Here is a 13276-nt window from a genome sequence, read left to right on the forward strand (position 1 = left end):
CAAAAAGTGCTGAAAACAGAACTTTGCGAATTGCTGGGTATCGAGTACCCGATTCTGCAGGGCGGGATGGCCTGGGTTTCGGAAGCCAAGCTGGCGGCGGCTGTTTCCGAAGGCGGCGGCCTGGGAATCATCGGCACCGGTCAGGCTCCGCCGGACTGGGTCCGAGCCCAGATTCGCGCCGCAAAATCGCTCACCGACAGACCGTTCGGCGTGAACGTCATGCTGCTTTCCCCATTTGCGGACGAGGTAATGCGGGTGGTTTTTGAGGAACGAGTGGCGGTGGTGACCACCGGAGCCGGCAACCCGGGCAAGTACATCAGTGCGCTGCGCGAAGTGGGCTGCCGGGTGATACCGGTCGTGCCCTCGGTCGCGCTGGCCCGGCGTCTGGAGCAGACCGGGGTGGACGCTCTGATCGCGGAGGGCATGGAGTCCGGCGGCCACATCGGAGAGCTGACGACCATGGTCCTGGTGCCTCAAATTGTAGATGCCGTAAGCATCCCGGTAATCGCGGCCGGCGGGATCGGTGACGGCCGGGGAGTAGCGGCGGCGTTGGCGCTGGGAGCCAAGGGGGTGCAGTTGGGCACCCGCTTCATCTGTGCCGAGGAGTGCACGGTGCATCCGCTGGTCAAGGAGAAGATTCTCAAGGCCAAGGACCGGGACACCGTAGTCAGCGGGCGCACCACCGGTCATCCGGTAAGGTGTCTCCGGAACAAGCTCACACGGCAGTTTGAGGAACTGGAGGCCAGGCAGGCGCCCCCGGAGGAGCTGGAAAAGCTGGGAGTGGGCAAACTGCGGGCGGCAATGGTGGATGGGGATGTGGAATACGGTTCGGTGATGGCGGGTCAGATTGCGGCCCTGGTCAATGACATCAAGCCGGCCAGGGAAATTATCCGGCAACTGGTGGCGGAAGCGGAACAGGTCGTGGCACGGATGGCCCGGATGGGAGAAGCGAGATGAAAACGGCCTTTTTGTTCCCCGGCCAGGGTTCCCAGTACGTGGGCATGGGTGAAGAACTGCACCGCAGCTACCCGGTGGTGAGGCGGATTTTCACCCGTGCCGATGAGATTCTCGGCTTTTCCTTGACCAAGCTCTGTTTTGAAGGGCCTAGAGAGGAACTCCAGAAAACGGCCAATACTCAGCCGGCCGTGTTTGCCACCAGTGTCGCCTGTTTCGAAGTGCTCCGCGAAAAAGGAATCCTTCCGGACGTGCTCGCTGGACACAGCCTGGGTGAATATACCGCCTTGGTCGTAGCCGGCGCCTTTTCGTTTGAGGATGGTTTGCGCCTGGTGCGGCGGCGGGGACAGCTCATGCAAGAAGCCGTTCCCCTTGGGACCGGCGGCATGGTGGCCGTCCTGGGACTGGAGCGGGAAACCCTCAAAGAAATCGCGACCGAGGCCGGACGTGCCGGAGTAATCAACCTGGCCAACTTCAACTGTCCCGGACAGGTGGTGTTGGCGGGAGAGATGGCGGCGCTGGAGCGAGCGGTCGACCTGGCAAAACAGGCCGGAGCAAAGAAATGTGTACCGCTTTCGGTCAGTGGGCCGTTTCACTCCTCCCTGATGCGCAGCGCCGGGGAGCGCCTGGCCCAAGCCCTTGACGGGATCGAGATAAGGGATCCCCGAACGCCGGTGGTGGCCAACGTTGACGGCCGGTTCCTGGTGACGGCGGCCGAGGTGAGGGCGGCCCTGGTCCGGCAGATTTACAGTCCGGTCCGTTGGGAGGAAGGGATACAGACGCTGATCGGGGCCGGAGTGCGGACTTTTGTGGAAGTCGGTCCCGGCAAAGTGTTGTCTGGGCTGGTCAAGAAAATCGCTTCGCGGGATACCGCCATCCTCAACGTGGAGGACGGGGCCTCCCTGCAAAAAGTCCTTGCGTGCCTGGAGGAGGTTGGCTAGAATGAAACTTGACGGAAGAACGGCCCTGGTAACCGGGGCCTCACGCGGTATCGGGCGGGCCGTGGCCCTGGCTCTGGCCGCTGCGGGGGCCGACCTGATCGTGAACTACGCAAGCAACATCCGGGCGGCGGAACAAGTAGCGGCAGAAGCCCAACGTTTCGGTTCCAGGGTATTATTGTTCCAGGCCGACGTATCCCGGCCGCAGGAAGCCGCGGACTTGGTCCAGGCTGGTCTGGACAAATTCGGACGTCTGGACATACTGGTGAATAACGCCGGGATTACGCGGGATAACCTGCTATTACGGATGACGGATCAGGATTGGGACGAAGTCATAAACGTCAATCTAAAAGGGGTTTTCAATACCACCCGGGCGGCGCTCCGGCCGATGATCAGAGCCCGCCACGGCCGGATCATCATTATTTCGTCCGTCATCGGACTGCGGGGCAACGCGGGTCAGGCGAATTATGCGGCGGCCAAGGCGGGCCTGATCGGGTTCACCAAGTCGGTGGCCAGAGAGGTCGGCTCGCGGAGCATCACGGCGAATGCGGTTGCGCCTGGTTTTATCCAGACCGAAATGACCGATAAACTGGGCCCGGCGGTGCGCGAGCGCATGCTTTCCGAGATTCCCCTGGGGCGTCTGGGCACTCCCGAGGACGTGGCGGCGCTCGTCACCTTTCTGGCCAGTGATGCGGCCGGGTATATCACCGGGCAGGTGATCGCCGTCGACGGTGGAATGGCCATGTAGGAGCGCGAGTCGGTTGAATATCGCGCAAAATAATAAATCAAAGGCGGTCAGGCAGTGGAAAGGGGGTGACAGGCAGATGTCGGAAAAGTTGCAGAAAATACAGGCGCTGATTGTGGAACAACTGGGGGTGGACGAAGAAGAGGTTACTCCGGAGGCCTCATTTGTAGATGATCTTGGAGCGGATTCGCTGGACCTGGTGGAACTGGTAATGGCCTTTGAGGAGGCTTTTGAGATACGCATTCCCGATGAGGATGCGGAAAAGATCCGTACCGTCGGTGATGCCGTGGCCTACATTGAAGAACGGAGTTAGCGCTCCCGGCCCTCCTGGGGGAGGTGCTTTTGTTGCGGCCGCGAGTGGTAATTACCGGTATGGGGGCAATCACGCCCCTCGGCACCGGTCTGGAGGTGTTCTGGTCCGCCCTGGTCGCGGGGCGTTCCGGAATCAGAACCATTCAGTCGTTTGACGCTGGGGCTTTCAGAACACGGATCGCCGGCGAAGTGCCCGATTTTGAACCAACGGACTACATCGAGAAGAAGGAAGCCCGACGGATGGACCGGTACGCGCAGTTTGCGGTGGCCGGCGCGGGCATGGCGATCAAGGACGCCGGGATCGAGCTGGACGGCCTCCGCCGGGAACGCGCGGGGGTGGTCATCGGTTCGGGAATCGGCGGCATGCACACCTTCGAGGAACAGGCCCGGGTCCTGTTCGAGCGCGGCCCCGACCGCGTGAGCCCCTTTTTTGTACCGATGATGATCGGGAATATGGCGGCCGGTCAGATTGCGCTTACCTACGGGTTGTGCGGACCCAACGTCACTGTGGTCACCGCCTGCGCGTCCGGCAATCACGCTATCGGGGATGCCTTTAAGGTGATTCAGCGCGGTGACGCCGACGTGATCATCACGGGCGGTACGGAAGCATCAATCACCCCGCTGGCACTGGCCGGCTTTTGCGCGATGAAGGCGACTTCGGTGCGGAACGACTCCCCGGAGCAGGCTTCACGGCCCTTTGACGCCCAGCGGGACGGGTTCGTCATGTCTGAGGGCTGCGGCATTCTGGTGCTAGAGAGTCTGGAACACGCTCTGCAACGGGGAGCTCCCCGGATCTACGCCGAGGTCATCGGGTACGGCACCAGTTGCGACGCCTACCACATCACCGCCCCCGATCCGGAAGGGTTGGGCGCGGTCCGCTCGATGCAGGCCGCTCTGCGCGACGCGGCCGTCGAACCGGACGAGGTGGACTACGTGAACGCTCACGGTACTTCAACGTCTTTAAACGACCGGGTGGAAACCTTGGCCTTAAAAAGCGTTTTCGGCCCCGCCGCTTCTAAATTGGCGGTCAGTTCGACCAAGTCCATGACCGGGCATCTGCTCGGTGCCGCGGGAGGCCTGGAAGCGGTGATCTGTGCCCTGGTGCTTCAGCGGGGGGTAATCCCCCCAACAATAAACTATGAACACCCGGACCCGGAATGCGACCTGGACTATGTGCCGAACATCGCCCGGGAGGCCCGGGTGCGGGTTTGCCTGTCCAACGCTTTCGGCTTCGGTGGGCACAACGCCACGCTGGTTTTTAGAAGGTACGAGGACGGTGACCGGTAATGGTGCCGTTCACGAACCTGGCGGAATTCCAGGAAGGCATCGGGCTCTTCTGGCGGGATCCGGACCTTTTGCTTGAAGCGCTGACCCACAGCTCATTCAGCTACGAACACCCGGGGCACCGGCACAACCAGCGGCTGGAATTCCTGGGTGACGCGGTACTGGAAATCGTGGTCAGTGAGCACCTGTACCGGCGGCTGCCCGATGCTCCCGAAGGCGACCTGACGAAAATCCGCGCCGCCGTGGTCTGCGAACCGGCCCTGGCGCACGTGGCCCGAGAGATGAACCTGGGTACCTACTTGCGAATGGGCCGGGGGGAAGAGCTGTCGGGCGGCAGGGAGCGCCCCTCGGTACTGGCCGACGCCCTGGAGGCGCTGCTGGGGGCGCTTTATCTCGACCAGGGTTTGGAGGTCGCCCGGTGGTTTGCCCTGCAAAGCCTCGAACCCATAATTAGTGCCACGCTTGCTGGGAAGGGGGAGGCCGACTACAAGACCCGGCTGCAGGAACTCCTGCAGAAAAGGTCTCCCGAGCCGTTGCGCTATGTAATCATCAAGGAAGAGGGTCCGGACCACAACAAGTTGTTCACCGCCGGGGTGGTGTACCGGGGTAAGGTTCTAGGCCGGGGCACCGGGCGTACCAAGAAAGAGGCCGAACAGCACGCGGCCAGGGAGGCGCTAGTCAGTTTTGAGCGCGTTGAACAGCACCACTAGGAGGTTCTTATGGGCTTATTCAGCCGCCTGAAACAGAGCCTGACCAAGACCCGTGAGGTACTGGCCGGGAAGGTGGAGGGTCTGGTGTACGGGCGGACGACCGTAGACGAGTCCCTCTACGAGGAACTGGAAGAGATTTTGATTCAGGCCGACGTGGGGGTGGAGACTTCCCTGGAGCTTGTGGCACGGGTGCGCGAGCGGATGAAGGCGCAGAAACTCGATGACCCCACCAAGCTCAAACCGATCCTCAAGGATGAACTGCGCCGGATTTTCGCGGGCGGGGATGAAACCGCAAACCTTAGGCTGGACGGAGACCCGACGGTGATTCTGGTGGTAGGAGTCAACGGGACGGGGAAGACGACCTCGATCGGCAAGCTGGCCCACCTGCTCCGCCGGGATGGAAAGAAAGTGCTGCTGGCGGCGGCCGACACGTTCCGGGCGGCGGCGATCGACCAGTTGGAAATCTGGGCCCACAGGGCCGGGGTTGAGTTGATCAGGCACGGTGAGGGGGCCGATCCGGCGGCAGTGGTTTACGACGCCATCCAGGCCGCCCGGGCGCGTGAGTACGACGTGTTGATCATCGACACGGCCGGTCGGCTGCACACCAGGGTCAACCTGATGGAAGAACTGAAAAAAGTGTTCCGGGTGGTGAGCCGGGAACTGCCGGGTGCGCCTCAGGAAGTTTTGCTGGTTCTGGATGCGACCACCGGGCACAATGCGGTTAACCAGGCCAAAATATTCGGTGAGGCCGTCGGGGTGACCGGAATCGTGCTGACCAAACTGGACGGAACCGCCAAGGGCGGAATCGTGGCGGCGATCAGAAATTCGCAAAAGATACCAGTCAAACTGGTGGGCACCGGCGAGAGAATCGAAGACCTCTCCTATTTCCACGCCGGGGAGTTCGTAGACGGCCTGCTGGGATAACAACGGGGAACAGGAATTAAGAATCCAGAATTCAGAAGTAAATGAAAGGACTTAGACCCTATGCCGTAAGCACTACATGCATATATGGGGAGAAAAGTTGATCAGAGGCTCGACAATGGGTGATGCACTGAATTTGGTGCCGCTCTTCGGTATGATTCTGATTATGTTTTTGTTCCTCATTCTGGATTCTAGATTCTGGATTCTGAATTCTGGTTTACCGGGGCATCGGCTGCCCCTTCTTTTGTGCATGACCGCCGACTACGATGCATAAACGGGTTTTGGGTGCCGGAAGCTAAACCATACGCAGGGGGATGGACAAATGACGGTGAGGATCGCGGTGATCGGCGGAACCGGGGTGTATGACCCAGCTATGTTGGGGGAAATACGCGAAGACCACGTGCGCACTCCTTACGGGGAGGTCGACCTGCAGGTGGGCCGTTTCGAGGGGCGGGAGGTTGCCTTTATGGCCCGCCACGGGCGGTGGCACTCGGTGCCGCCGCACCTGGTCAATTACCGGGCCAACATCATGGCCCTGAAACAACTGGGTGTGCGGAGTATCCTGGCCACCGCCGCGGTCGGATCGCTCAACCTGGACATGAAGCCGGGAGACTTCGTGTTCTGCGACCAGTTCCTGGACTTCACCAAGTCCCGGGCCCAGACCTTCTTCGAAGGGGGACCGGAAGGCGTGGTGCACGTGGACATGACCGAGCCGTACTGTCCCGAGCTCCGGGCGCTGCTGGAAGAAGCTGCGGCGGCCCTGAAACTGACGGTGCACCCGGGCGGCACTTATGCGGCCACCGAAGGCCCTCGTTTTGAGAGTCCCGCCGAGATCAGGATGCTGAGACACCTCGGCGCCGACCTGGCCGGAATGACCGGAGTCCCGGAAGTGGTGCTGGCCCGGGAGGCTGGAATCTGCTACGCCACCATCTGTATGGTGACCAATTTCGCCGCCGGCATCTCGCCCCACCGGCTGACCCACGAAGAGGTGCTGGAAGCCATGCGGGTGAACGCCGCAAAGATCCGTTCCCTGATCGCCGGCACCGTGCTCCTGATCGATCCGGAACGAAGTTGTCCGTGCCACGAGGCGGTGCGGGGCCCGGTGGTTGGGTCGGACAATAATGTTGGTCGGTCGTCGGTGGTCAGTGGTCGGGCTGGCTCGCGGCATCAAAACGGTGCCGTACCGCAAGAGGAACAGTAATGCCGGTTGAGGCCCTGTACTGGAAAGACGGCCGGCTGTACGTCCTCGACCAGACTAGGCTGCCGGAAGAGACGGTCTACGTCACCTGCAGCTCCTACCGTGATGCCGCCGAAGCCATCAAGACCATGCGGGTCCGGGGGGCACCCGCCATCGGTGCCGTAGGTGCTTTCGGACTGGTGTTGGGCGCACTGGAGACCGGAGGGGACCGAGAGTCCTTTCTGGCCCGCCTGCGCGAAATCGCCGGGGTACTCCGGGATACCCGGCCCACGGCGGTGAACCTGGACTGGGCCCTGGAACGCATGTTGGCCCGGGCCGTGGAGACGCTGGGGGAACCCGGGGCGCTGCGCGCCGCCTTGCTGGCGGAAGCCCAGGCCATAGTCCGGGAAGATATCGAGGCCAACCGCCGGATGGGGCTCTTCGGCCGCGAGTTGATACCGGACCCGGCCCGTATCCTGACCCACTGCAACGCGGGGGCGCTGGCCACGGCCGGGTACGGGACGGCCCTGGGGGTGATCCGGGCGGCCCGGGAGGCGGGGAAGCAGGTCAAGGTGTTTGCCGGCGAAACGCGGCCGTTTCTGCAGGGTGCACGGCTGACGGCCTGGGAACTCATGCGCGAAGGTATCGAGGTGGTGCTGGTGGCGGACAACATGGCCGGTTACCTGATGGCCCGGGAGGGGCTGGACCTGGTGATCGTGGGGGCCGACCGGGTGGCCGCCAACGGGGATGTGGCCAACAAGATCGGCACCTACAGCCTGGCGGTGCTGGCCCGGGCGCACGGCATCCCGTTCTACGTGGCGGTTCCGCTCTCGACGGTCGACCTCCGGACAGCCATTGGCCGTGACATCCCCATTGAAGAACGTGACCCCGCCGAACTGACCCACTTCCGCGGCCGCCGGGTCGCTCCGCAGGGAGTGGCCGTCTGGAATCCGGCTTTTGATGTAACCCCCAACGAACTGATCACCGCCCTCATTACGGATGCCGGGGTGCTCAAACCACCCTTCGGGGAAGCCCTGCGCCGTGCCGTGGGCAGCGGGAGGAGAGAATGATGAACTGCGCGATCCGGAATCCGGACCTGGCACCACAGGGAAGGATGAAGATCGACTGGGTCCGGGCCCACATGCCTGTCCTGGGTGCGATCCGGGCCGAGTTTGAACGTTCCCGGCCGCTGGCGGGCGTCAAAGTGGCGGTCAGTGTACACCTGGAGGCCAAGACGGCTTACCTGGCCGAGGTCTTGAAGGCCGGCGGCGCAATAGTGACGGTGACCGGCTGCAACCCCTTGTCAACCCAGGACGACGTGGCGGCCGCGCTGGTCGAGGCCGGAATTGCCGTGTTTGCCTGGCATGACCCGACACCGGACGAGTACCGTACGCATTTGATACAGACCTTGGAGAACGGTCCCGGGATCGTAATTGATGACGGTGGCGACCTGGTGCACCTGTTGCACACCGACCTGGCCCACCTCGCCCCCGGGGTGATCGGGGGCTGCGAGGAGACCACCACCGGGGTGATCAGGCTGCGGGCCCTGGCGCGTGAGGGCCGTCTGGCGTTCCCGATGTTTGCGATTAACGACGCCCATACCAAGTACCTGTTCGACAATCGTTACGGCACCGGAGAGTCGGTGTGGTCCGGGATCATGCGGACCACCAATCTGCTCGTGGCTGGCAAGACGGTCGTGGTGTTCGGGTACGGCTGGTGCGGGCGGGGCATCGCCATGCGGGCCCGCGGGCTGGGGGCGAAAGTAATCGTCTGCGAGGTTGACCCGGTCCGGGCGATTGAAGCCCACATGGACGGCTACCGGGTCATGCACAGCCTGGAGGCCGCCCGGTTGGGGAACGTGTTCATTTCCGCCACCGGCTGCCGGGACGTCATCCACGCCGGACATTTCCAGGTGATGCCGGACCAGGCGCTCCTGGCCAACGCCGGGCATTTCAACGTGGAAATCTCCGGACCGGACCTGGAACGGCTGGCGGTCTCCCGGCGGACGGTCCGTCCGAACATTGAGGAGTTCCAACTGGCGGACGGCCGCCGGCTGTACCTCCTGGCCCGCGGCCGTCTGGTAAACCTGGCGGCGGGGGACGGACACCCGGCCGAGATCATGGACATGTCGTTCGCCCTGCAGGCGCTTACGGCCCTGTATGTTGTGAGGCACGCCGGGGAACTGGAAAAGAAGCTGTACCCGGTGCCCCCGGAAATCGACCGCCGGGTGGCCGAGCTGAAACTCGGGGCCCTGGGCGTTAAACTTGACCGGCTGACTCCGGAGCAGGAGGAGTATCTCGCCGGATGGGGGCCGGCATGATGGAGGTGTGAAGTGGGAAGTTAGAGGTGGGAAAGCGGTTGAGAAAAGGGGACTGTCCCCTTTTCTCGATCTCACCTCCAACCTCTCGCCTCCCACCTCCCAATCGTAAGGAGGGGTGTGGGATGAGTCTGGCGGCCGACAAGGCCAAGGAAAAACTGGTCCGCTTGGGACAGAAGGTGGCCGAAGCGGGGCTGGTGATCGGTACCTGGGGCAACCTTTCCTACCGGGTGGCGAAGGACAATGTGGTGGTGATCACCCCCAGCGGGCTGGATTACCACCGGATGAGCACCCGGGACATGGTGGTCATCGGTATGGACGGGCGGGTGGTTGAGGGCGACCGCAAACCTTCCACCGAACTTGCCCTGCACCTTGCGGTTTACCGGACCCGGCCCGACGTTCAGTGCGTCATCCATACCCATTCACCGTACGCCGGGGCGATGGCGGTGAACCGGATGCCCATACCGCCCATCCTGGAGGACGCAGTGGCGATGATCAGGGGATCGGTGCCGGTAACCGAGTATGCCGTGTCCGGCAGCCGGCGGTTGGCGGAACTGGCGGCTCAGGCACTAGGCCGGGTCAACGCGGTATTGCTGGCCAACCACGGCGTGGTCGGCGTGGGGCGGACCCCGGAGGACGCGTTTCAGGTGTGCCAGCAGGTGGAAAGAGCGGCCCAGGTATACATCCTGGCGCGCGCCATCGGGACGCCCGTGGCTCTTACCGATCAGGAAGTAGCCCGCTTGCTGGAATACTACACCAAAGAATACGGTCAGAAAGAGGGGGCCGAGGGATGAGGCTTTTGATTCGGAACGCCTACGTGATTCCAGTGGCCGGGTCGGATTTCACCGGAGACGTGGCGGTGGAGGAGGGCCGGATTGTTTTCGCCGGACCCACGGGAGCGGTTCCGGGAACGTTCGAAGCGGACGAGACCATCGACGCCACGGGGATGGTGGCCACTCCCGGTTTGGTGAACTGCCATACACACGCGGCCATGACCCTCTTTCGGGGATACGCGGACGACCTGCCCCTGATGGAGTGGCTGACTCGGAAAATTTGGCCCGTAGAGAACCTGCTGACCGGGGATGACATCTACTGGGGCAGCCTGCTCGCGGGGTTGGAAATGCTGAAGTCGGGCACTACCACCTTTGCCGACCAGTACTTCGAGATGGACCGGGTTGCGCAGGCCGTGGAAGAAATTGGCCTGCGGGCTTCATTGTGCCGGGGCTTGATCGGAGTCTCGGAGCACGCCGAAAAAGCCTTGGCCGAGGGGTGCGAATTTGTGCGCCGCTGGCACGGGGCAGCGGCGGGGCGCATTTCGGCCATGCTGGGACCGCACGCCCCCTACACCTGTCCGCCGGCGTACCTGAAAAAAGTGGTGGCCGCGTCGGAAGAACTGGACGTGGGGCTGCATATTCACCTGTCCGAAACCCGGACCGAAATCGAACAGATCAAGGCGGAGTACGGCTGTTCGCCGATTGCCCTGATGGAAGAGACCGGCCTTTTTCACCGGCCGGTGCTGGCGGCGCACTGCGTGCACCTGAGCGAGGCGGACATTAAAATTCTGGCCCGGAGAGGGGTGGGGGTGGCCCACAACCCGCAGAGCAACATGAAACTCGCCAGCGGCATCGCCCCGGTGGTTCGGATGCTGGCGGCCGGGGTCCGGGTCGGCATCGGCACCGACGGTGCAGCCAGTAATAACGATTTGAACATGGTGGAGGAAATGCGTACGGCCGCCCTCCTGCAGAAAGTGGCCCAGGGAGATCCTACGGTGCTACCGGCCGGCCTGGTGCTGGAAATGGCCACCGCAGGGGGCGCCCGGGTGCTGGGACTGGAGGACCGGATCGGCACCCTGGAGGTGGGCAAGCGAGCGGACGTCGTGCTGTGGAGAGTGAACCAACCCCACCTTTGCCCCGCGCACAACTACCAGGCGCACCTGGTTTACAGTGCCGGCCGGGCCGACGTGGATACCGTCATTGTTGACGGACACGTCGTGATGCGCGGCCGCCGGGTACTCACGGTTGATGAGGAAACGGTGCTCCGCCAGGCGGAGCGGACCGCGCGGCGGTTGATCGAATCCGTTTGAAACTAGTGCAGTTTCATCTGCCTGATTTCCCGCAACAGCTTTTCACCTTCGGCGATGTGGTCTTCAAGGTGCTTGATCGCCTCGGGGTCGCCCGCCTTTTTGAGTTCGGCCAGTTCAAGCAGGTGGGCGGACACCGAACCGTCCACATCGTGGTAGATTTCCAGAGCCCTTTCAAAGGTTAGTCCCTTCTCTCTCTCGGTTTCAAAACGGTGGCGTACTGCGGAGCAACTCAAGGGAAACGCCTCCTTACACTGAATGAATTTGCCCTTAGTATTTCCCCCGGAAAGAGTGTCGTATGCCACAAGAGTCGCTTTCCGGCTATCGTCGGTTGCGGTTGTATGTTTGCACCAGCCCGCCCAGCCTGGACGAGGCCGCTCCCAAAAAGCTCTTGCGCCGGGACAGTACCTTTTCCAGCGACTCCAGCACGTAGTCCAGGTCTTCCCGGCTGACGTTCAGCGGGGGGTAAAGCCGGATTACCGCGGGATTATTCAGCGTGTACACGGAGAGCACCCGGTAGCTGTTCAGGAGTTCGACCGACACCAGGCTGCTCACCTGCCCGGCATCGCCGATCACTTTCTCGGAGATGCCGGCGGACAGTTTGTTGAGGAGCCCCTTGCCCTCATCGGCCAGTTCGATGCCCACCATCAGCCCGCGTCCCCGCACGTCCTTCAACAGGGGATAGGCACCCTTCAGCCTTCTTAACCCGTCGAGAAAATAGGCGCCGTTTTCCCGGGCACGGGCCGGCAGGTCCTCGTCCAGGGTAATCTGCAGGGCGGTGATCGCCAGCGCACAGGCCAGGGTGTTGCTCCAGTATCCACCGAAGGTGGAAGTGTGCAGGAGGGATGTGTCATAGGTGCCGTAAGCCTTCTTCCAGATTTCTTCCGTGGTGAGATAAGCACCGACCGGGACCATGCCCCCGCCCAGTGCTTTGGAGAGGCAGAGGATGTCGGGTTCAACCCCCTCGTCCGCGCAGGCGAACAAAGCTCCCGTGCGTCCGAAGCCGGTCTGGATCTCGTCGGCAATGAACAGGGTGTGGTGCTGGGCACACAGCCGGCGGGCCTGGGCGAGATATCCCGGCGGGGGCGAGATCACCCCGCCCTCACCCTGGATCGGCTCGACGATGAAAGCCGCCGCGCGGCCGGCTTTGAGGGCGGATTCAAGGGCATCCAGGTCCCCGTAGGGTACCAGCGTGCAGCCGGATAGCAGGGGCTCGAACGGGGTCCGGTACTTTGCGCGGCCGGACACCGAGAGGGCCCCCAAGGTCTTGCCGTGAAACCCGCCTTCACAGGAGATGAATCCCGGGCGTCCCGTGGCGGCCCGGGCGATTTTCAGCGCGCCCTCGACGGCCTCGGCGCCCGAATTGCAGAAGAAGCAGCGCTTCAAGTTTCCGGGGGCGACCTGGGCCAGGTTGTGAGCCAGTGCCGCAGGGAGCTGCTGCAGCGAGACCTGGACTAGCTTGGGCATCTCCTCTACCCGGCGGACGGCTTCAATCATCCGGGGATGGTTATGGCCCAGGTTGACCGAGCCGTAGCCGCTCACAAAATCCAGGTATTCGTGCCCGTCCAGGTCCCACAGTCGGGTCCCCTCGGCCCGGACGTATTGTCTGTCGGCGTTCGTCAGAATCTGAATGGCGGCGTAGGGGGTGCTGAGGTAGGTTTTGTACTTGTCCCGCACTTCGGCGGTGCGCATCTGCAGCGCTTCTTCCAGTGAGATCAGGGACATAGTCTATTCCAGCCTTTCCTTGGCATTAGGGATATTCTAACCGGATTACGTGCCTCAACCCGCGAGTTGGTGCGCCAAACCGGTTTTCGGCCCCAAAGATAAACCAGAATCCA

14 protein-coding genes are annotated in these 13276 nt (G+C 62.7%); 12 read left to right on the forward strand and 2 right to left on the reverse strand.

The annotated features are described in order from the left end of the window. The first annotated feature begins 6 nt into the window (after positions 1 to 6). The 12 genes from fabK (at position 7) to DAUD_RS03295 (ending at position 11441) form a co-directional block, all read left to right on the forward strand. Positions 7 to 957, forward strand: a complete 951-nt coding sequence (gene fabK, locus DAUD_RS03240) for an enoyl-[acyl-carrier-protein] reductase FabK (protein ID WP_012301762.1) — start codon at positions 7 to 9, stop codon at positions 955 to 957. Then, positions 954 to 1895 (forward strand): ACP S-malonyltransferase, encoded by a 942-nt coding sequence (fabD, locus tag DAUD_RS03245; protein ID WP_012301763.1) that lies wholly within the window; start codon positions 954 to 956, stop codon positions 1893 to 1895. Before fabK ends, fabD begins: the two co-directional genes overlap by 4 nt. 1 nt (position 1896) lies before the next feature. Continuing rightward, on the forward strand, positions 1897 to 2640 hold the full coding sequence (fabG, locus tag DAUD_RS03250; protein WP_012301764.1) for a 3-oxoacyl-[acyl-carrier-protein] reductase: 744 nt from the start codon (positions 1897 to 1899) through the stop codon (positions 2638 to 2640). A 76-nt stretch (positions 2641 to 2716) separates the two neighbouring features. Further along, positions 2717 to 2950, forward strand: a complete 234-nt coding sequence (locus DAUD_RS03255) for an acyl carrier protein (protein WP_012301765.1) — start codon at positions 2717 to 2719, stop codon at positions 2948 to 2950. A gap of 32 nt (positions 2951 to 2982) precedes the next feature. After that, complete coding sequence (gene fabF, locus DAUD_RS03260) at positions 2983 to 4236, forward strand: beta-ketoacyl-ACP synthase II (protein ID WP_012301766.1); 1254 nt, start codon at positions 2983 to 2985, stop codon at positions 4234 to 4236. Next, a complete protein-coding gene (gene rnc / locus DAUD_RS03265) occupies positions 4236 to 4943 on the forward strand; it encodes a ribonuclease III (protein ID WP_012301767.1) in 708 nt (235 codons plus the stop codon). Before fabF ends, rnc begins: the two co-directional genes overlap by 1 nt. Before the next feature lie 9 nt (positions 4944 to 4952). Then, positions 4953 to 5867, forward strand: coding sequence for a signal recognition particle-docking protein FtsY (ftsY, locus tag DAUD_RS03270; RefSeq protein WP_012301768.1), 915 nt, complete (start codon positions 4953 to 4955; stop codon positions 5865 to 5867). Positions 5868 to 6186: 319 nt separating this feature from the next. After that, entirely contained in the window at positions 6187 to 7065 is an 879-nt protein-coding gene (mtnP, locus tag DAUD_RS03275; RefSeq protein ID WP_012301769.1) for an S-methyl-5'-thioadenosine phosphorylase, read from the forward strand. Continuing rightward, on the forward strand, positions 7065 to 8111 hold the full coding sequence (gene mtnA / locus DAUD_RS03280; RefSeq protein ID WP_012301770.1) for an S-methyl-5-thioribose-1-phosphate isomerase: 1047 nt from the start codon (positions 7065 to 7067) through the stop codon (positions 8109 to 8111). Before mtnP ends, mtnA begins: the two co-directional genes overlap by 1 nt. Further along, positions 8111 to 9361 (forward strand): adenosylhomocysteinase, encoded by a 1251-nt coding sequence (locus DAUD_RS03285; protein ID WP_456298433.1) that lies wholly within the window; start codon positions 8111 to 8113, stop codon positions 9359 to 9361. Before mtnA ends, DAUD_RS03285 begins: the two co-directional genes overlap by 1 nt. 122 nt (positions 9362 to 9483) lie before the next feature. Continuing rightward, a complete protein-coding gene (locus DAUD_RS03290) occupies positions 9484 to 10152 on the forward strand; it encodes a class II aldolase/adducin family protein (protein ID WP_012301772.1) in 669 nt (222 codons plus the stop codon). After that, the gene (locus DAUD_RS03295) at positions 10149 to 11441 is read left to right on the forward strand and encodes an amidohydrolase (RefSeq protein ID WP_012301773.1); all 1293 of its coding nucleotides are present in this window, start codon (positions 10149 to 10151) and stop codon (positions 11439 to 11441) included. Before DAUD_RS03290 ends, DAUD_RS03295 begins: the two co-directional genes overlap by 4 nt. Positions 11442 to 11443: 2 nt before the next feature. Here the strand turns inward: DAUD_RS03295 and DAUD_RS03300 are convergent, their stop codons facing one another. Together DAUD_RS03300 and DAUD_RS03305 are read right to left on the reverse strand one after the other, a co-directional pair. Next, complete coding sequence (locus tag DAUD_RS03300) at positions 11444 to 11674, reverse strand: hypothetical protein (RefSeq protein ID WP_012301774.1); 231 nt, start codon at positions 11672 to 11674, stop codon at positions 11444 to 11446. Between the two features lie 85 nt (positions 11675 to 11759). Then, positions 11760 to 13163 (reverse strand): aspartate aminotransferase family protein, encoded by a 1404-nt coding sequence (locus DAUD_RS03305; RefSeq protein ID WP_012301775.1) that lies wholly within the window; start codon positions 13161 to 13163, stop codon positions 11760 to 11762. Between the last annotated feature and the right edge of the window lie 113 nt (positions 13164 to 13276).

The organism is Candidatus Desulforudis audaxviator MP104C, from assembly GCF_000018425.1.
Lineage (GTDB): Bacteria > Bacillota > Desulfotomaculia > Desulfotomaculales > Desulforudaceae > Desulforudis > Desulforudis audaxviator.